Source organism: Streptomyces cacaoi (genome assembly GCF_006539165.1).
GTDB classification, from domain to species: Bacteria; Actinomycetota; Actinomycetes; order Streptomycetales; family Streptomycetaceae; genus Streptomyces; species Streptomyces cacaoi.
This window is the reverse complement of sequence record NZ_BJMM01000002.1, coordinates 286083-304722: the sequence shown is the minus strand read 5'-3', so window position 1 is coordinate 304722 and position 18640 is coordinate 286083. Positions and strand designations below refer to the sequence as shown.

Below are 18640 nucleotides of genomic sequence, written 5' to 3'. Positions count from 1 at the left end.
TCACCTCCCCCAGGCGGCGGTCAGCGCGCGGGTGCACACGGCGCTGCCGGCCAGCAGCAGACAGCCGGTCAGCAGCAGCTTCACGGTGGCCCGGCCCGGGTCGGTCACCACGGCCAGCGCCAGCACGACCGGCGGCACGGCCGCCGTCCCGGCGAGCCCCATCAGACGCTGGAAGGGGGTGCGGGCGGGGCTCGCGGCCAGCTCCTCGGCCAGCAGCCGCTCGAAGACGAGCGTGCCCGCCGGGCCGAGCACCGCCAGCACCAGCGCGAGATCGCCGTACGCGGGGCGCGCGTACCCCTGCGCCAGCAGCAGCAGGACGAGCGCGGTGAGGACGGTGGTGAGGTTCTGCGCCAGCACGCGGCGCAGCACGGGCCCGGTGCAGGCGGCGGCCAGCGCGGGCAGCAGACCGAGCACGAGCAGCGCGCAGGCCGCCGCCAGCCAGCCGTTCACCGGTGTGCCGCCGCGAGCCGGGCGGCGCGGGCCGCGCAGGCGACCGGCAGCGCGGCGGCCGTGCCGACGACGAGTTCGAGCCGGTCGACGGTCTGGATGAGCACCAGCCACAGCCCGGTCAGCACGGCCCACCACAGCGCGGTCTCCCCGGCGGCGCGGGCTGCCCGCCGGGCGCGCGGCGGCCGGGGCCTCACGGTGCCGCGCACCCTTCGGGCCCGCCCTCGGCGGCCTCGTCCGCGCCCTCGACGACGACCCGCACCGTGGACAGGTCGGGCGCCGCCGCGTCGGGCAGGTTCATCCCCGCCTCGACGCCGGAGCGCAGATAGCGCAGCACGGTGTGCGTGAGCCGCTCGCCGGGCAGCGCGGTGGGGATGCCGGGCGGATACGGGGTGATCATCTCGGCGACGACACGGCCGACGGCCTCGTCGGCGGGGACGTCCTCGACCCGGCCGAAGTAGGCGTCCCGGGGCAGGCACTCCTGCTCCATCCGCAGCCGGGAGGCGGCGGGCAGCCGGACGGTGGGCGAGGACGCGAACTCCTCGCCGCTGTCCGCGCGTTCGGCGAGGTCGCGCACCGCGTCGACGAGCCGCCGGCTGCTGTCCTCGTCGTCGGCGTGGGTCAGCTGCACATTGATGCGCCGGTGGTCGCTGATGTGGACGTCGACCCGGTGGGTGGCGCGCAGCCAGTCCGCCGCCTGGTAGCCGGTGACGGGCAGCCCGGACAGATCGAGCACGACGGGCAGCGGATCCAGTGCGGCGCCCCGGCCGGGCCCGGTGAGGTCCCCGGCGCCGTCCACATGGACGCCGGGCACGCCCTCCAGCGCCGCGCGGGTGCGGCCGGCCAGCTCCAGGGCGTGGCCGAGCAGTTGGTGCCCGTGCTGCACCATCTGCCGGCGCCAGCCGTCCAGTCCCGCGTAGATGAGGACGCTGGGGCTGGTGGTGCCCAGCAGATCGGCGCGGGAGGAGAGGAGGACGGGATCGATGTACGGTCCCTGGAGATGGAAGACCGAGCCCTGTTCGAGGCCGCTGCCCATCTTGTGGATGCTGGTGACGCAGACGTCGGCGCCCGCGTCCATCGCCCAGGTGGGCAGGTCCGGATGGAAGGGCAGATGGGCGCCCCACGCCTCGTCGACGAGCAGCGGGCGCCCACGCCGGTGGCAGACCTCCGCGACCGCCGCGAGATCCGCGCAACTGCCGTACGGCGTCGGGCTGGTGACCAGCGCGCCGCGCGCCTCCGGGTGTGCGGCGAAGGCCCGCTCGTAGGCCTCGGGCGCGGGCGCGTGTGCGAGCTGGCGCTCGTCGTCCCACTGCGGCTCGACCCACACGGGGCGGATGCCCGAGAGCACCAGGCCGGAGATCACCGACTTGTGCGCGTCCCGGCCCACCAGCAGCTTCTCGTGCGGCCCCGCGACGGCGAGCATCGCGGCCTTCACCGACAGGGAGCTGCCGCAGGTGGAGAAGAAGGTGTGCTCGGCGTGCACGGCGTCGGCCATGAGGCGCTCGGCGCTGCGCAGCACCTCGCCGCGGTCCCGCCGGTCGTCGAGCCCGCCGGAGGCCAGCACGTCACCGAGGAAGACGGCGTCGCCGAGCACCTCGCGCACCCGCGGATCGGCCCCGCGGGCCTGCTTGTGCCCGGGCGGGGTGAACGGCAGGTGGCCTGCGCCGCGGTAGTGCTCCAGTGCCTCCAGCACGGGCGCGGAAGTGTGGTCCATGCGGGACGGGGTGCCCGCGCCGGACGATCCGGAACCTGTCCCGCCGCCGTGCGGGGCCCGGGCCGTCACCGCCGCTCCCGCGGGATCTCGCGCACCACGTCGTGCGGCGCCTTGTCGTCACGCAGCCCCAGGAACCGCGGGTGGCGCAGCATGCCGTCCCGGGTCCACTCGCCGAACGCGATCTGGGCGACGAGCCGGGGCTCGACCCAGTGGGCGCCGCGTTCGCGCACCTGCCCGGCGAAGGGGCTGCGGCGCGTCTCGATCCGGTCCAGGCCGGCGCGCAGGGCGCGCAGCGAGGCCGTGTCCCAGCCGGTGCCGACCTTGCCGGCGTACCGCAGCGCGCCCTTCTCGTAGTAGCCGAGCAGCAGGGCGCCGAACCCGATGCGCGAGCCGGACGGTTCGGTGAAGCCGCCGATCACCATCTCCTGCTCGCGTGCGCACTTGAGCTTGAGCCAGTCCCCGGAGCGGCGGAAGCGGTAGGGCCCGTCGGCCCGTTTGGCGATCAGCCCCTCCCAGCCGCGCGCGCACGCCTTCGCCAGCTCCTCGGCACCGCCCTGGTTGCGGTGCTGGGTGAAGCGCAGCGGCGCACCCGGGTCGAGGGCCCTGCGCAGCAGGGACTTGCGGGTGCGCAGCGGCAGCCGGGTGAGGTCGGTGCCGTCCAGCCGCAGCAGATCGAAGACGTAGTAGGTGACGGCGACGCCGCTGGCTCTGGCCTTGCGTGCGCTGCTGAGCTGCATGCGCTGCTGGAGCAGGCCGAAGTCGGTGCGGTTGCCGGAGAAGGCGACGATCTCCCCGTCGACGGTGAAGTCCGCGCAGGGCTGCGCGGCGAGCGCGTCGACGATCTCCGGGTAGGTCTCGTCCACCCGGCGTCCGGTGCGGGAGAGCAGCCGCGTGCGCCCCTCCTCGCGGACGGCGAGGGCCCGCACCCCGTCGAGCTTGCGCTCGAAGAGCCAGCCCTCGCGGAAGTCGCGCCGGTCGCTCAGCTCGGCGCGCATCGGGTTCTCGGCGAGTTCGGCGCCGGGCGGTGCGGTGCGCAGCCGGGAGCGCTCGGCCTCGGGGAGCTTCTCCAGCAGCGGGTTCATGTCCCGGTGTCTCCCTCGGGCATGCGTTCCTCGCCGTGCTCGGCGACCTGCTTGAGGGTGCGGGAGCTGATCGCCGAGCGGACCCGCTGCGGGTCGACGCCGGGGCGCGGGGAGGCGTACCGGTCGTTCTTCTTGACCAGCAGCCACGCCTCGCGTTCGCCGTCCTCCCCGCTGCGGAAGCGGCTGAGCGCCCACTCGCCGCGCAGCTTGCCGTCGTGCAGCCGGAAGGAGATGTGCCCCTTGGCCAGTGCCCGGGGGAAGTCGCGGGTCAGCGGCTCGTAGGTGCCCTGGTCCCAGACGATCACCGGGCCCGCGCCGTACTCGCCGCGCGGGATGACGCCCTCGAAGTGCCGGTACTCCATCGGATGGTCCTCGGTGGGCATCGCCAGCCGTTTGGTCTTCGGGTCCGTCGACGGCCCCTTCGGCACGGACCAGGACTTCAGCACCCCCTCGCACTCCAGCCTGAAGTCGAAGTGCAGCGTGGTCGCGTCGTGGATCTGCACCACGTAGACCGGCTGCTCACCGGCCTCGCCGGGCTGTCCCTGGGGTTCCGCCGTCCTCGCGAAGTCCCGCTTGCCGCGGTAGGTGCTCAGCGTGTCCTTGTCACTCACGGCCTGCCTCCTCGACCGACGTCTGCGTCGGCTGTCTGCGGTACGCCGGCCCGGGTGCCCGCCACGGGCGGGTGGCGCACGGGGTCGCCGGATCCACTGTCCCCCTCGGCGCCCGCCGGCGCAGGGCGGGCGCTCCGGCCCGCCGCGTCAGCGCACCGGGCCGAGCTGCTCGCTCCAGGGAGTCAGCGGCAGGACGAGCGGCGGCGGCTTGGTGACGCCGGGCCCCACGGTGACCTCGCCGAGCCGTCCGCCCAGCCGGACGAGGCGGCCGTCCTCCTCGCGGTAGTGCACCGCTCCGTCGCCGCGCTGGACGGCGGCGATCGCGTCGGCGAGCGCGCCCAGCTGGCTGGTGTCCTCGTCGGACCACTCGTAGACGTTCCACATGTACTGGTCCACCCACAGCGTGACGGTGTCGTCGAGATAGACGGCGATCATGCTGGAGGCGTTGCCGGGGCCGATCAGCACACAGAACTCGTCGCTGACCAGGGGATCCAGCGGATAGCCGGGCACCGAGGCGGCCGCCTCGGTGAAGATGCGCACCACGGGGTGGCCGGCGTCGGGCGGGCCCGCCGTGCCCGTGACGTGCCGGGCCACCGGGTGGTTCGTGCCGGCGGCGTCCCGTACGGCCTGCTCGGACATGTATTCCTTCACCATCGTCGTTCCCCTCGTCCGCTGGTCTCGGCGGTGCCCGTGCACCGCTCGGCGCCGGCACCGGACCGGGCCCGGCGGCCCACGCGGAGCGTGCCGCCGCCGGGTGCGGTGCCGGTGTGCGGCACCGGCCGCGCGGCGCGTGCCCCGTTGCCCGTCCGGCGAGTTGACCTCACCGGGAGGCGACGGCGGCACCGTGCGTACGGACCGCCCGCCCTCCCGGCGACCGCCGCCCGACTTCTGGAGGCCCGCGTGCAGCCCGTATCCGGCACCCCCGCCGCATCCACCGTCCCCCGTACTCCCCCGTCCGGCATCCCGGCCGTCCCCCGAACGCCTGCACCCCCGGACCGGGCCGAGGAGCCCTACGACGCGGACCTGGCCGGCTATCTGGCCGCGCACCCCGCACCGGCGGCCGCCGTGGACGCCGTGATCCGGGACGAGCGGGGCCGCATCCTCGTCGTCGACCCGGTCTACAAGGACGGCTGGGACCTGCCCGGCGGCATGGTGGACGACGAGGGGCTCGTCGACGGCCTGCTGCGGGAGATCCGCGAGGAGCTGGGCCCGGTTCCCGCGCGGGCCGGGCGGCTGCTGGCCGTCGACGACGTACCCGCCGCCGTCTACGGCCGCGCCCTCGTCGCCTGCGTCTACACCGTCCGGCTGCCGCTGCCGGTGACCGTGGACGATCTGGTGCTCCAGCGGGACGAGTTGCGCGCCGCCGCCTTCCTCCCGGAGGAGGCCGCGCTGGCCCGGCTGCCCCGGCGGCTGCGCCGGCGCACGGCCGCCGCGCTGGAGGCCGAACGCGGCGCACACACCGCCCAGCTGCATGACGGCCGGCCCGTACCGCTGGATCCCCGGGACCGGTGGGCCCTCCTGCCGTCGCCCGCGGTGTACGCCGCGGTGCTCCACGAGGACGGGCGGGGCCGGGTGCTGCTGGTGCGGGCGGGCACCGACGGGCCGGACGAGCGGGGGGACGGCGCGGCCGAGGCACCGGGCGGCGGTCTGGTGCTGCCCGGCGGACCGCTCACGGCCGCGGAGACACCGGCCCGGGGAGCCGCCCGCGCTGCGGCCCGGGCGCTCGGCACCCGCCCCGCGCCGGTGGGAAGGCTGCTCGCGGTGGACGGTGTGCCCGCCCCGCCCGGCGGACGCGCCCTGACCGCCCATCTGTTCGCGGCGGACCCGGACCACCCGACGGCGGTCCCGGACCAACCGGCCACGGACCCGGCCCACCCGGCCACGGACCCGGGCTGCGCTTCCGGGGCGTTCGGCCCGACGGGAGCGGACGAAGCGGCAACCGTCCCGGGCACCGGGCGGAAGGACGGGCCGGAGGGGCCGGAGGGGCCGGAGGGGCCGGAGGACGAGCCGAGCACGGAACCCCGGTCGGACGCCGAGGCGGAGGTCGGGCCGGACGCGGAACCGCGGTCGACCGCCGGGCCGGAGGCCGGGGCGCCGGGTGGGTCCGGAGCGGTCCGGGCGGTGTGGGTGGAGGCGCGGGAGGCCGCCGCTCTCCTGCCGGACTGGCAGGCCCCGCTGCTCCGGCACGGGTTGCGGGCCCTGGCCCTCGGCACCGTCGCGCAGCTGGAAGGCGGTGTGCCGCAGCCCGGCACCGCCGCCGGCGCCCCGCCCCGGGCGCAGCGGGGCGGCGGAACGCCGGAGTGAACCGCGGCCGGACCGGCCGGGGACCGGGCCCGGTCGCCGGCCGGTGCCCGGGCTGCCTCCGAGGCGCCGGAGGCCGGCCGCTACCGTAGGCGTGACGTGCGGTTTCCGTCCGCGGAGGCCGCGGCAGGACACGCACGGAGGTGACCGGACGGTGACGCAGGAGCCCGCCGAGAGACCCTCGCGGCTGCCCCGGCTCCGGCTCGACCAGCTCCTGGACGAACTCCAGGCGCACATCGAGGGGGCCCGCGGCATCCGCGACCGGGTGCACAGTCTGCTGGAGGCGGTGCTGTCGGTCGGCCGCGAGCTGGACCTCGACCAGGTGCTCCAGCGGGTCGTCGAGGCAGCGGTCGCCCTGGTCGACGCCCGGTACGGCGCCCTCGGCGTCATCGGCCCCGAGGGGCACACGCTGGGGCAGTTCTTCACCGTCGGCCTGAGCGAGGAGGAGGCCGAGGCGATCGGCCCGCTGCCGTCCGGCAAGGGCATCCTGGGCGAGCTGATCCGCGATCCCCGGCCGCTGCGGCTGAGCGATCTGACCACCCACCCGGCCTCGTCCGGCTTCCCGCCCAACCACCCGCCGATGCGCGGCTTCGTGGGGGTGCCGCTGCGGGTCCGTGACGAGGTCTTCGGCAACCTCTATCTGACCGACAAGCGGGACGGTTCGGACTTCGACGCCGAGGACGAGGCGGTGCTCTCCACCCTGGCGGTGGCCGCGGGCGTCGCCATCGACAACGCCCGCCTCTACCAGGAGGCCCGCCGCCGGCAGGCGTGGCTGGGCGCGGGCGCGGAGATCACCCGCGGTCTGCTGTCGGGCCTGCCCCGGGTCGAGGTGCTGGAGCTGATCGCCGAGCGCGCCCGGGAGATCACCGGCGCGGCCCTGGCGGACGTCTCGACACCGGCGGGCGACGGGAGCGAACTCACGGTGGAGTTCGCCGCCGGCCGGGACGCGCCGTCCCGGCTCGGTCTGACCGTCCCGCTGGAGGGCACGCTCTCCGGCACCGCCTGTCTCACCGGCTCGCCCGCCGCGACGGAACGGATCGCGGACGATCCGCGCTGCACGGCGGGACCGCCCCGCTTCCACGGGCTCGGCCCCGCCGTCGCCGTGCCGCTCGGGGCGCGGGACGGAGTGGTGCGCGGCGTCCTGCTGCTGGCGCGGGAGCGGGGCTCGGCCGTCTTCGCCGGGGAGGAGACCGACGCGCTGCTGGGCTTCGCCGGCCAGGCGGCGCTCGCCCTGGAGCTGGCCGAACACCGCAGGGACGCCGAGCAGATCGCGCTCCTGGAGGACCGCGACCGCATCGCACGGGACCTGCACGACCTCGCCATCCAGCGGCTGTTCGCGACCGGTATGACGCTCCAGAGCGCCGCCCGTCTCGTGGACAACCCCGCCGCCCGGGACCGGGTGACCCGCGCGGTGAGCGACCTGGACGAGACGATCAAGATCATCCGGTCGACCATCTTCGGGCTGCGCCAGGACGAGAAGGCCGGCGACGGGCTGCGCGCCCGGGCGGCCCGCGCGGTGGAGGCGGCACGGGAAACCCTCGGATACGCGCCCCGGCTCTCCCTGGAGGGCCTGCTGGACACGGATGTGCCCGAGCATGTGGCCGACCACGTCCTCGCCGTCCTCGGTGAGGCGCTGAGCAACGCGGCCCGGCACGCGGGCGCGAGCGCCGTCCAGGTCTCCCTCCAGGCCGCGGGCGGCCACGTCACCCTGACCGTCACGGACGACGGATGCGGCATACCCGAGGGGGTCCGGCGCAGCGGGCTGCGCAACCTGGAGCACCGTGCGGCCGGCGTCGGCGGCTCCCTGGAACTGTCCACCCCGCCCGACGGCGGCACCCGGCTGCGCTGGTCGGCGCCCCTGGACACGGACTGAGCGGACGGCCGGGGCCCGGGGCACCCGGCGCCGTCACCCGACGGCTCCGCCGGTGTCCCGTTCCCACGCCCTTCTTCGGCCCACCCGTTCGATACCGCCGCCCGGCCGCCCGCCGCTGCCCCGGCGGCACGGCGCGGTCGAGCGGCTGGTGCGGCGGCGCGGGTCCCATCGAGCCGTCGGCCGGGCCGCCGCTGACCGTCGGCACCGGGCTCGGCCCGGACGCGGACGGCCGTCGGCGGCGGGGGTTCAGCCGGGCCGGCCGGGGAACGGTGCCGCGCCGCCGGGGCGGGGCCGGATCCCGGACGGGGGCAGCGGGGCGCCGGTGGGACGGGCCGGGCGGGCGGTGGTGCCCGCGTCGCCGGGGGTACGCCGGTCGCCGGGGGCGCGGCGCTCGGCGGGTGTGCGGCGCTCGGTGGGGGCGGTGCCCGTGCCGAGGCGGCGGGTGGCGATGACGGCGGCCTGCACCCGGCGTTCCACGCCGAGCTTGGCCAGCAGCCGGGAGATGTGGTTCTTGACGGTCTTCTCCGCCAGATACAGCCGCGCGCCGATCTGCCGGTTGGTGAGCCCCTCCCCGATCAGCGCGAGGATCTCGCGCTCGCGGGCGGTCAGCTCCTCCAGATCGTCCCGGCCGCCTCCGTCGGCCTGTCCCCGCAGCCGGGCCATGAGGCGTGCGGTGGCCCCCGGGTCCAGCATCGAGCGCCCGTCGGCCACCGTGCGCACCGCGGTGATCAGATCGGTGCCGGTGATCTGCTTGAGGACGTAGCCGGCCGCGTCGGCCATGACGGCGTCGAGCAGCGCCTCCTCGTCGTCGAAGGAGGTGAGCATCAGACAGGCCAGTCCCGGCATGAGGGAGCGCAGTTCGCGGCAGACGGTCACCCCGTCGCCGTCGGGCAGCCGGACGTCGAGGACGGCCACGTCCGGGCGGAGCGCCGGCACCCGTGCGAGCGCCTGCTCCGCCGTGCCGGCCTCGCCGACGACGGTCATGCCGGGCTCGTCGTCCAGCAGGTCGCGCACTCCTCGGCGTACCACCTCGTGGTCGTCGAGCAGGAAGACCCTGATCGGGCGGCCTTCCTCGGGCCGCGCTCCGGCTGTGCCGCTCACCCTTGCCTCATCCCTGATGGTTCCCGGTCGCCGCGCCGGCGCCCGGCCCCCGGCGGGCCGGGGCGGGCGTGCGGCAGCTGCTGTGTGCTGAAGCTGGGCCGGTGCGCGCACCTCGCGTCCCACGGTCGGGAGGGGCGCACCGGCACCAGACAGTCAGGCACATTCTTCGCCACGCCGACAGGGCCGAAGGTCCCCGGTCCCCCGCCGAGGGCGGCGCGGCCGGGTTCTTCCCGCGCCGCGGTCCACTGGTCCCGGCGGCGCGCGGCGCGCGGGGCCCGGCCGTCCCGGATCCCCGGGACCTTGGTCCCCGATCCGCCGCAGCGGCACCGGCGGCGGGGTCGTGCACTGGTACCACGGTGACGGTGCCGGCCGGCGTGCCGCTTTCCCCCGACGGCCACGCCGGCCGGCCACCGGGCGCCCGAGCGGCCGGGGCACCGACGGCGCGCGGACCGCCGTTCCCGGGCGCCGTCCGCCTCCGCCGTCACCGCACCGTCCGCCCGTCGTCCGTCCGTTTCCGCACGTTGCCGCAAGGAGCACCGTCATGCTGTCCCCCTCCTCCGCCTCGGTCGTCCGAGAGACCCTGCCGGCCGTGTCCGGAGCACTGGACGAGATCACCCACCGCTTCTACACGACGATGTTCGCCGAGCATCCCGATCTGCTGGACGGCCTGTTCAACCGCGGGAACCAGGCGGACGGCAGTCAGCGCAGGGCGCTGGCCGGGGCGGTGGCGGCCTTCGCCGGTGCGCTGCTGGGCGCCCCCGAGGCCCGGCCGGACACGCTGCTGTCCCGGATCGCGCACAAGCACGCGGCAGTCGGGGTCACCGAGGACCAGTACGCGATCGTGCACAAGTACCTGTTCGGGGCCATCGGCGAGGTGCTCGGCCCGGCCGCCACCCCCGAGGTCGTCGCGGCGTGGGACGAGGTGTACTGGCTGATGGCCGGCGCCCTCGTCGCGCAGGAGGCGCGGCTGTATCTGGAGGCGCAGGTGCGGCCCGGGCACCCGTGGCGGCCGTGGACGGTCGTCGAGCGGCGGGAGGAGACGGCGGACGTGGTCTCGTTCCTGCTGCGCACCACCGACGACGGGCCGCTGCCCCCGGCGCTGCCCGGGCAGTACGTGAGCGTGCGGGTGCGGATGCCGGACGGGGTGCACCAGCTGCGGCAGTACAGCCTGTCGTCGGCCCCCGGCGGCGAGCTGCGCCGGATCACCGTCAAACGGCTGCGCGGCGGGGGCCGGACGCCGGACGGCGAGGTGTCCACGCTGCTGCACGAGACGGTGCGCGCGGGCGACGAGCTGCTGCTGTCCGCGCCGTTCGGCGAGGTGACGCTCGCGGACGGGAACGGCCCGCTCGTGCTCGCCTCGGCGGGGATCGGCTGCACTCCCATGGTCGGCATGCTGGAGCATCTGGCGGCCACCCACTCCGAGCGCGAGGTGCTGGTGCTGCACGCCGACCGCTCTCCCGCGACGCACGCGCTGCGCACGGACATGCACCGGCTGGTGCGTGAACTCCCCGGCGGCCGGGGCGAGTTCTGGTACGAGCGGCCCGGCGCCGAGACGCCCGGGGTGCACTCGGGGCTCCTCGACGTGACCGCGCTGGACCTCCCCGCGCACGCGACCGCGTACCTGTGCGGGCCGCTGCCGTTCATGCGGGCGGTGCGGCGCCAGTTGCTGGCCGGCGGGCTCGCCGCCCGCAACATCCGCTACGAGGTCTTCGGCCCCGACCTGTGGACGGCCGACGCAGCCGACGCATCCGACGCAGCCGGGGCCGCACAACCGGCCTGACCGGGCGGGTGCCCGTGACGTAACGTGGCCCGGCCGGGCGGGGGCCCGGCCGGAGCCGACGGAGCGGGGTGGGCGGGTGTTCGGGCACATCGAGCCGTACGACAGCGGCATGCTCGACGTGGGTGACGGCAACCGCGTCTACTGGGAGGTGTGCGGGAACCCGGAGGGCAAGCCGGCGCTCGTCGTGCACGGCGGCCCCGGGTCCGGCTGCGGGGTGGGGTGGCGGCGGCTGTTCGACCCGGCGCGGTACCGCATCGTCCTGTTCGACCAGCGCGGCTGTGGACGCAGCACGCCGCACGCGAGCGACCCGGCCACCCCCATGCGGCACAACACGACCTGGCACCTGGTGGCCGACATGGAGCGGCTGCGCGAACACCTCGGTGTGGAGCGGTGGTTGCTGCACGGCGGCTCGTGGGGCTCGACGCTGCTGCTGGCCTACGCCGAGGCCCATCCGCACCGGGTGTCGCAGATCGTGATCGCGGCGGTGACCACCACCCGGCGCCGCGAGATCGACTGGCTCTACCGGGGCGTGGGCCGCTACTTCCCCGGCCAGTGGGAACGCTTCCGGACGGCCGCCGGCGCCTCAGCCGACGCGAGCGGCGTCGAACTCGCCGCCGCCTACGCCCGGTTGACCGGCCACCCCGATGCGGCGGTGCGCGAGCGGGCGACGCGGGAGTGGTGCGCCTGGGAGGACACGGTGCTGCTGGGCGAGACCGGCGGCGCCACCCGCCCCTACAGCGACCGCCCTTCGCGCGACCGGCTGGGGCTGGTGCGGATCTGCGCGCACTACTTCTCGAACGGCGCCTGGCTGGAGGAGGGCGCGCTGCTGCGGGACGCGGACCGCCTGGCCGGGATCCCGGGCGTCCTCGTGCACGGCAGGCTCGATCTGGGCGGCCCGCTGGAGACGGCCTGGGAGCTGGCCCGGGCCTGGCCGGACGCGGAGCTGACCGTCGTGGAGGACGCCGGGCACCTGGGCACCGAGGAGACCGGGCGACGGATCACGGCGGCCCTGGACCGTTTCGCCGCCACCGGCTGAACGGGCCGCCGCGCAGCGCCCGTTCGGCGCCCTACGTCTGCTCGTCGGTGGCGACGTCCACGTCGACGTCGTCCAGGAACGCCAGCATCCGGGTGAGGACCTTGACGCAGGACTCGACGTCCTCGCGGGTCAGTTCGCCGCCGACATGGCTCAACAGGTCCTGTTCGCGGGCGTGCAGGGCGCCGACGGCGGCGCTGCCCGCCTCGGTGAGCCGGATCAGCGGGGAGCGCCGGTGCGCCGGGTTGGGGACGGCCTCCACGAGGTGCTGTGCCGTCGCGTCGTTGACCATCCGCTGTACGAACTGCCGGCTGAGCGCCTGGGCGCGGCCCATCTGGGGCACCGTCTGCGGCCCGTGCTCGCGCAGCAGATCCAGCACGGCACGCATGCCGACCGAGAGGCTCTCGGTCGGCGCGACCTGTTCCATCTTGCGGTGGGCCCGCCGGTAGAGCGGACCGACCAGGGAGTAGACCTCGGCCAGCCGGGCGGCGAGTTCACCGGGAGGCAGCGGGGCTCGGGACGGGTCCGGGGAGGGTGCGCGGGAGGCGGTGTCGTCTGTCACCCCACCAGGATGACACCTGGGTTGCCAACTCCCCAGAGAAATGACACCTTGGTTGTCATGTCTGACGGTGACGCACGTTCCCGGATCTCCTCGTTCGCGACGCCCGACGGGCGCCTGGCCTACCTCGACGAGGGCTCCGGGCCGCCCCTCGTCCTGCTCCACGCGGGCTTCGCCGACCACGGCATGTGGGACGCCCAGCGGGCGGCCTTCGCCTCGCGGTACCGGGTCATCACCCCGGACGCCCGGGGACACGGGGAATCCGCCAACGCGACCCGCCCCTTCCGCGCCACCGACGACCTGGCCGCGCTGCTGCGCCACCTCGATCTGCCCTCCGCGGTCCTGGCCGGCGTCTCGATGGGCGGCGCCACCGCGGTCGACACCGCGCTCGAACACCCCGAGCTGGTCCGCGCGGTGGTGGTCACCGGGGTGGGGACGAGCGAGCCCACGTTCGAGGACCCCTGGAACCTGGCGGCCTTCGCCGAACAGCAGCGCGCGCTGGCCGCGGGCGACGCGGAGCGCTGGCTGGCCGTCCATCTGCGGTTCGCGGCCGGACCCCACCGCGAGACGGCCGACGTGGATCCCGAGGTGCTCCGCCGGCTGCGCGAGATGACGCAGCGGACCATCGCCAAGCACACCGCGGGCGAACCGGACCACCGCGTCCCCGTCGAGGACACCTGGAAGCGCGCCGCGGACATCACCGTCCCGGTCCTGGCCATCGACGGCGCGCTGGACACCTCCGACCACCTGGCGATGTCCGCACGCCTCGTCCGCACGGTCGCCGACGGCCGCGCCGCCACCGTCGAGAACGCCGGCCACTTCCCCAACATGGAACGCCCCGATACCTACAACTCGTTGCTGGGCGACTTCCTCGCGGGCCTCACCCCCTGACACCGCGCGACGACGGCCCGCCCCCCGATGCCCCCGCCTCCCCCGCCGTACGTGACGCCCCCGGCGCCGGCATCCACACCAGGGCCGTCACCGTGCCGAGCAGCACCAGGCCGCCGCTGATCAGAAAGGTGAGCGCGTAGCCCGCCGCGCCGCCCCGTGCCTCGGCGACCGTCGAGAGCACCGCGACACCCAGCGCGGTGGCCACCTGGCGCGTGGTGTTGAGCAGCCCGGAGGCCAGACCGGTCAGCGAGGCGTCGACACCGCTGGTGGCGCTCACCGTGATCGGCGTGAACGAGAGCCCCGCGCCCAGCCCGAAGACCAGCGACGGCACGGCGATGTCCGGCAGGAAGGAGCTGTGCTCCCCCACCCGGGCCAGCAGCAGGAACCCGGCGGCCGTGAGCGCCGTACCGAGCACGGCGGTGCGGCGCGGACCCCAGCGCGAGGTGAGCCACCCGGCCAGCTGGGCGCCGAGCATCACCGCGAACGCGGCGGGCAGGAAGCCGAAGCCGGCGCGGCTCGCGCTGTAGTGCAGCACCTGTTGGAGGTACAGGGCGAGCAGCACCGGGCTGGCCAGGTAGGCGACGCCCAGACAGAAGACGACCACGTTGGCGCTGCTGACCGAGCGGTGGGCGAAGATCCGCAGCGGGACGAGCGGTTCGGGCGCCCAGCGGGCCTGGTGCACGAGGAACACCCCGAGCAGCACCACGGCCGCCACCAGCGCGGCCTGCGCCCCACCGCGCGTGGCCGTGTCCCGGACGGCGACGATGCCGTACACGAGAGCGGTCAGCCCGGCGGTCACCAGCAGCGCGCCGAGCACATCGAGCCGGGGGCGCGGCGCCCGGGCCCCCGCGGTCCGCCGGGTCAGCACACACAGCCCGAGGACGGCCAGCGCCGCGCCGAGCGGCACCTTCGTCCAGAAGACCGAGCGCCAGCCGAGGCTGTCGGTGAGGAATCCCCCGGCGACGGTCCCGGCGGCGGCGCCGACCGCGCCGACCATGCTCCACAGGCCCAACGCCCGGGTGCGGCGCACCGGATCGTCGTAGGTCCGGTGCACGACGGTCAGGGTCGCCGGGAGCAGCAGCGCACCGCCGATCCCCTGCACGGCACGCGCGGTGATCAGCTGGGCGGGCTCCATGGCCAACGCCGAGCCCAGATTGCCGAGGCTGAAGACCGCCAGCCCGCCCACCAGGACCGCGCGGACCCCGAACAGATCGGCGAGCCGCCCGCCGAGGAGCAGCACACCCGCGACGGCCAGGGTGTAGGCGTTGACCACCCAGCCCAGCCCCGCGCCGCCCAGGCCGAGCCGGCCGCCGATCGCGGGCAGGGCGACCGAGACGATCGTCGCGTCGAGCACGACGAGGAACAGCGCACCGCAGGCCAGCACCATGCGCAGCGCGGGCGAGGGCGCACGCCCCGCCCCCGTGGAACCCGTCGTCGCACCGGAAGACCCCTCCCCGGGCGCCTCCTCGGCCACCTCACCGGCCACACGACCGGACACGTCCCCGGACACAGTGCTCCCTTCCGTCGGCCCACCGGAGCGCCGACGAGCGCCAGTTCACCAAAACTAAGGTGAGCCTAACCGAATAGAGACCAGTGGTCACCACCTGCCGCACAGCACTCGTCCGCGGCTCGGTAAAGTCCTGGTCATGACTGGTCCCGGGAAGCGGCCCGGCCCGCCCGCGCGGCTGAGCCGAGAGACGATCGTGCGGGCCGCCGTGGCCTCGGGTGATCTGGAATCGCTGTCCATGCGCGAACTGGCGGCCCGGCTCGGCGTCTCGCACTCCGCGCTCTACCGGTGGGTGGACGGCCGGGACGGGATCATCGACCTGGTCAGCGAAGTGGTCGTGGACAGGATCGTGCCCGCCGAGCCGCCGACCGCCGCCGACTGGCGCTCCTGGCTGGCCCGGCTCGGCTGGGCCGCACACGACGAATTCCTCGCCGTCCCCGGCTATGCGACCCGCGTCTCCCGGCCCCACCGCCACTCACGGGCGTTCACGACGATGCAGGACGCGGTCGTCTCCGCCTTCACCGCGGCCGGCGCCTCCCGGGAGACGGCGCTGCACAGCTGGTACATCTTCGGCACCTCGCTGGTCACCTGGCTCGGCGCGCAGGAACAGCGGCTGCTCGGGGACGCCCCCGTACGTTTCGACCTGTTCCTGGACAGCCTGCTGCGCGGCCTGCCCGCAGCCGAACCGCCCACCCTCGGAGCCCGGCCGCAACCACCGGGGCGGACCTGACCCGCCCCGCTCCCCCGCCGTCGCCGAGACCCCGGTCCGTACCCGGCGCACAAGAGTCGGCGCGCACGCAACTCCGGCGCTCCCGGACCCGGTCGCCGCAGCCGCGCCACGCTGTCCGGCCGCTCCCGGCGGCCGCACCGACGGCCCCCGCCCCCGCGCGCGGGGCCGCGAAGGTGCGCGGGCGCGCGGGGACCGCGGAGGCCGCAGCCGTCAGACCAGGCCCTGGGCCTGCATCGCGTCGGCGACCCGCAGGAAACCGGCCACGTTGGCGCCCAGCACGTAGTCGTCGGGGGCGCCGTACTCCTCGGCCGCGGTGACGCACTCGGTGTGGATGTCCCGCATGACGGCGGCCAGCCGGCCCTCCGTCTCCTCGAAGCCCCAGATCTCCCGGGCGGCGTTCTGCCGCATCTCCAGCGCAGAGGTGGCCACGCCTCCCGCGTTGGCGGCCTTGCCCGGCCCGTACAGGACACCGGCGTCGCGGAAGACCTCGACGGCGGGCGGCGTACAGGGCATGTTGGCGCCCTCCGCCACGGCCTTGACGCCGTTCTTGACGAGGCCGACGGCGTGCTTCTCCGTCAGCTCGTTCTGCGTCGCGCAGGGCAGTGCGATGTCGCAGGCCACGTCGTAGACCGAGCCGCGCGAGGAGAACTCGGCGGCCGGGCGGGCCTCCGCGTAGGTGTCCAGCCGGGCCCGGCGCTCCAGCTTGATCTCCTTGAGCAGGTCGAGGTCGAGGCCGCGCTCGTCGACGACGTAGCCGGAGGAGTCCGAGCAGGCCACCACGTGCGCACCGAGGGCCTGTGCCTTCTCGATGGCGAACAGGGAGACGTTGCCGGAGCCGGACAGCACGACCCGGCGCCCGGCCAGCTCCTCGCCCCGGGTGGCGAGCATCTCCTGGACGAAGTGGACGGTGCCGTAGCCGGTGGCCTCGGTACGGGCCTGCGAGCCGCCCCAGCCGGTGCCCTTGCCGGTGAGCACGCCGGCCTCGTAGCGGTTGGTCAGCCGCTTGTACTGGCCGAAGAGGAATCCGATCTCGCGGGTGCCGACGTTGATGTCGCCGGCCGGGACGTCGGTGTGCTCGCCGAGGTGGCGGTACAGCTCCGTCATGAAGGACTGGCAGAAGCGCATGACCTCGGCGTCGCTGCGCCCCTTGGGGTCGAAGTCCGCGCCGCCCTTGCCGCCGCCGATGCCCAGTCCGGTGAGCGCGTTCTTGAAGATCTGCTCGAAGGCCAGGAACTTGACGGTGCCCAGGGCGAGGTGCGGGACGAACCGCAGGCCGCCCTTGTAGGGGCCCAGCGCGCTGCTGAACTCGACGCGGTAGCCCCGGTTGACGTGGACCTCGCCCTTGTCGTCGGTCCACGGCACCCGGAACATCAGCTGCCGCTCGGGTTCGACGAGCCGTTCGACGAGCTTCGCCTCCGCGTACTCGGGCCGCTTGCTCAGCACCGGGCCCAGGCTGTGCAGCACTTCGTGCACGGCCTGGTGGAATTCTTCCTCGCCGGGATTGCGGCGCAGCACGTCGGCGTACACGGCCTCGATACGGGCGCTGGCGTCCACAGGCACCCTCCTCGTCTGTCGGTCGGTTCGGTCGTCACCCATCTTCTTTCGAACAGGCTTCCCAGAGGGTACGTGTGGATGCCGTACGTGCCCGTAGGGTGATCGGCATACGAGACGCGGGACGCCGGCGCCCGGCCGACCGGGGAGCGCTCAGACGCCCGGCCGGCGCAGCATCGTCCAGGTGCGCGGACCGCCGTCCGGGAGGTCGACCTCGCCGGTCACCGTGAAGCCGAGGCGCTCGTAGAAGGCCACGTTCCGCTCGCTGGACGTCTCCAGGAACGCGGGGTGGCCCGCCTCGTCCGCCGCGCGGAGGCCCGCCCGCACGACCTTGCTGCCCAGGCCCCGGCCCTGCGCGTCGGGGGCGACACCGACGGTGCCGAGGAACCAGGCCGGCTCCGTGGGCCGGTAGGGGGCCAGCGCCCGCTCGGCCGACTCGAAGGCGAAGGCCCGGTCCCCGGCGAGCTCGCCCAGCTCCGGGCCGATCGCGGCGAACCCCGGGGCCGGGTCCCGCTCGGGTGTCGTCCACACCGCGGCCGCCGCACCGCCGTCCACCACCCACACCCGGCCGTACTCCATGCCGATCCGGGTCAGGAACAGCTCCTGGAAGCGGCCGACCCGCTCCTCGTGCCGGTCGGCGGCGACCACGTGCCGGGTGAAGGCGTAGTCGGCGAACGCCGAGGTCAGCGTGCGCAGGGCGGTGGGCAGGTCCTCCGGCAGGGCGAGGCGGATCGCGGCGTCGGCGGGGGCGGCCCCGATGTGTTCGGTTCCGGTCATGAAGGCTCCTCGTGCGGGCGGAACGTCCGGATCTCGGGAGGCACGACGGCCCCCGGCGGACACAACGAGCGAACGCCCCCTCCCGTGCCCGACCGGGACCGCTCGTCCACCGGAAGAGGCCCCCCGTCCCGGCCGGGAACGCGCAGGTGAGTGCATGGCGCATACACGCATCGGACGTCGGCCCCGCTTGGTGCTGCCCGCCGGATGGGTGTTCCCTGGGGAGAGGACGCAACATCACCGCGAGGTGAGGAGGCGCACATGTCCAAGCGCCAGCCGGATCAGGAAGGCGGCCGCCCCGACCAGGCACGCGGTCCCGGAGAGCGGCAGTTCCACGGCGGAATGCCCCAGAAGCCCGACGACGAGCAGCTCGCGCGCCGCGCCGAGGCCGAGCGGGTGGAGAACGGGGTGGACGCCTACGACCCCGAGGACGTCCCCGCCGCGGCCCCGCCGTCGGAGGGCACACCGACGGGGCGGACGCCCGGCACCGAGGACGTGCGGCGGTCCGGGCAGTACGAGTCGGAGCGCGCCGAGGTCGACAGGGAACTGGCGCGCGGCGAGCTGGACCCCGACCAGTTGCAGGCCCGCAAGGACCGCAGGGACTTCCCGCCCACCCGCTACGACGAGTGAGCCGGCGCACCGCGTATCCGCCGGGCATCCCGCCGCGTGCCGGCACGGCAGCCGGG

17 protein-coding genes and 1 pseudogene are annotated in these 18640 nt (G+C 75.3%); 7 read left to right on the top strand and 11 right to left on the bottom strand.

Annotated features, from left to right (window positions below):
* The 6 genes from SCA03_RS01770 to SCA03_RS01745 form a co-directional block, all read right to left on the bottom strand.
* Positions 1-450, bottom strand: a complete 450-nt coding sequence (locus tag SCA03_RS01770) for a monovalent cation/H+ antiporter complex subunit F (protein ID WP_030890296.1) — start codon at positions 448-450, stop codon at positions 1-3.
* Positions 447-644, bottom strand: coding sequence for a hypothetical protein (locus SCA03_RS01765; RefSeq protein ID WP_086815262.1), 198 nt, complete (start codon positions 642-644; stop codon positions 447-449). The genes SCA03_RS01770 and SCA03_RS01765 overlap by 4 nt, the downstream gene beginning before the upstream one ends.
* Complete coding sequence (locus tag SCA03_RS01760; RefSeq protein WP_086815263.1) at positions 641-2161, bottom strand: aminotransferase class I/II-fold pyridoxal phosphate-dependent enzyme; 1521 nt, start codon at positions 2159-2161, stop codon at positions 641-643. The genes SCA03_RS01765 and SCA03_RS01760 overlap by 4 nt, the downstream gene beginning before the upstream one ends.
* A gap of 65 nt (positions 2162-2226) precedes the next feature.
* Entirely contained in the window at positions 2227-3243 is a 1017-nt protein-coding gene (gene ligD / locus SCA03_RS01755) for a non-homologous end-joining DNA ligase (protein WP_030890305.1), read from the bottom strand.
* Positions 3240-3854 carry a DNA polymerase ligase N-terminal domain-containing protein gene (locus tag SCA03_RS01750; protein ID WP_030892071.1) on the bottom strand — a complete coding sequence of 205 codons (615 nt, stop codon included), beginning with the start codon at positions 3852-3854 and terminating at the stop codon, positions 3240-3242. Before SCA03_RS01750 ends, ligD begins: the two co-directional genes overlap by 4 nt.
* Positions 3855-4001: 147 nt before the next feature.
* Positions 4002-4508, bottom strand: a complete 507-nt coding sequence (locus SCA03_RS01745; RefSeq protein ID WP_174864478.1) for a hypothetical protein — start codon at positions 4506-4508, stop codon at positions 4002-4004.
* A gap of 246 nt (positions 4509-4754) precedes the next feature.
* Between SCA03_RS01745 and SCA03_RS36715 the strand changes: the two genes are divergently transcribed.
* Positions 4755-6158, top strand: coding sequence for an NUDIX hydrolase (locus SCA03_RS36715; protein WP_211293522.1), 1404 nt, complete (start codon positions 4755-4757; stop codon positions 6156-6158).
* Between the two features lie 151 nt (positions 6159-6309).
* Entirely contained in the window at positions 6310-8028 is a 1719-nt protein-coding gene (locus SCA03_RS01735; protein WP_030890316.1) for a sensor histidine kinase, read from the top strand.
* A 438-nt stretch (positions 8029-8466) separates the two neighbouring features.
* On the opposite strand, the pseudogene SCA03_RS01730 reads toward SCA03_RS01735, so the two are convergent.
* Positions 8467-9129 (bottom strand): annotated as a pseudogene (locus SCA03_RS01730) (response regulator); the annotation flags it as partial.
* A 541-nt stretch (positions 9130-9670) separates the two neighbouring features.
* On the opposite strand from SCA03_RS01730, the gene SCA03_RS01725 reads away from it, so the two are divergent.
* Together SCA03_RS01725 and pip are read left to right on the top strand one after the other, a co-directional pair.
* Positions 9671-10909, top strand: coding sequence for a globin domain-containing protein (locus SCA03_RS01725; protein WP_086818252.1), 1239 nt, complete (start codon positions 9671-9673; stop codon positions 10907-10909).
* A gap of 109 nt (positions 10910-11018) precedes the next feature.
* Positions 11019-11945 carry a prolyl aminopeptidase gene (gene pip, locus SCA03_RS01720; protein WP_212767249.1) on the top strand — a complete coding sequence of 309 codons (927 nt, stop codon included), beginning with the start codon at positions 11019-11021 and terminating at the stop codon, positions 11943-11945.
* 31 nt (positions 11946-11976) lie between these two features.
* Here the strand turns inward: pip and SCA03_RS01715 are convergent, their stop codons facing one another.
* Positions 11977-12504 (bottom strand): MarR family winged helix-turn-helix transcriptional regulator, encoded by a 528-nt coding sequence (locus tag SCA03_RS01715; RefSeq protein WP_051846366.1) that lies wholly within the window; start codon positions 12502-12504, stop codon positions 11977-11979.
* 57 nt (positions 12505-12561) lie between these two features.
* On the opposite strand from SCA03_RS01715, the gene SCA03_RS01710 reads away from it, so the two are divergent.
* Entirely contained in the window at positions 12562-13392 is an 831-nt protein-coding gene (locus SCA03_RS01710) for an alpha/beta fold hydrolase (RefSeq protein WP_086818156.1), read from the top strand.
* Here SCA03_RS01710 and SCA03_RS01705 read toward each other — a convergent pair.
* Entirely contained in the window at positions 13382-14902 is a 1521-nt protein-coding gene (locus SCA03_RS01705) for a DHA2 family efflux MFS transporter permease subunit (RefSeq protein ID WP_170223826.1), read from the bottom strand. The genes SCA03_RS01710 and SCA03_RS01705 overlap by 11 nt on opposite strands.
* A gap of 136 nt (positions 14903-15038) precedes the next feature.
* On the opposite strand from SCA03_RS01705, the gene SCA03_RS01700 reads away from it, so the two are divergent.
* Positions 15039-15629, top strand: coding sequence for a TetR/AcrR family transcriptional regulator (locus tag SCA03_RS01700; protein ID WP_086814656.1), 591 nt, complete (start codon positions 15039-15041; stop codon positions 15627-15629).
* Between the two features lie 210 nt (positions 15630-15839).
* Here SCA03_RS01700 and gdhA read toward each other — a convergent pair whose 3' ends face one another.
* Positions 15840-17183, bottom strand: coding sequence for an NADP-specific glutamate dehydrogenase (gene gdhA, locus SCA03_RS01695; RefSeq protein WP_030878318.1), 1344 nt, complete (start codon positions 17181-17183; stop codon positions 15840-15842).
* Positions 17184-17333: 150 nt separating this feature from the next.
* Entirely contained in the window at positions 17334-17957 is a 624-nt protein-coding gene (locus tag SCA03_RS01690; RefSeq protein ID WP_030890331.1) for a GNAT family N-acetyltransferase, read from the bottom strand.
* 258 nt (positions 17958-18215) lie between these two features.
* Between SCA03_RS01690 and SCA03_RS01685 the strand changes: the two genes are divergently transcribed.
* A complete protein-coding gene (locus SCA03_RS01685; protein ID WP_230988436.1) occupies positions 18216-18584 on the top strand; it encodes a DEAD/DEAH box helicase in 369 nt (122 codons plus the stop codon).
* Positions 18585-18640 lie beyond the last annotated feature (56 nt).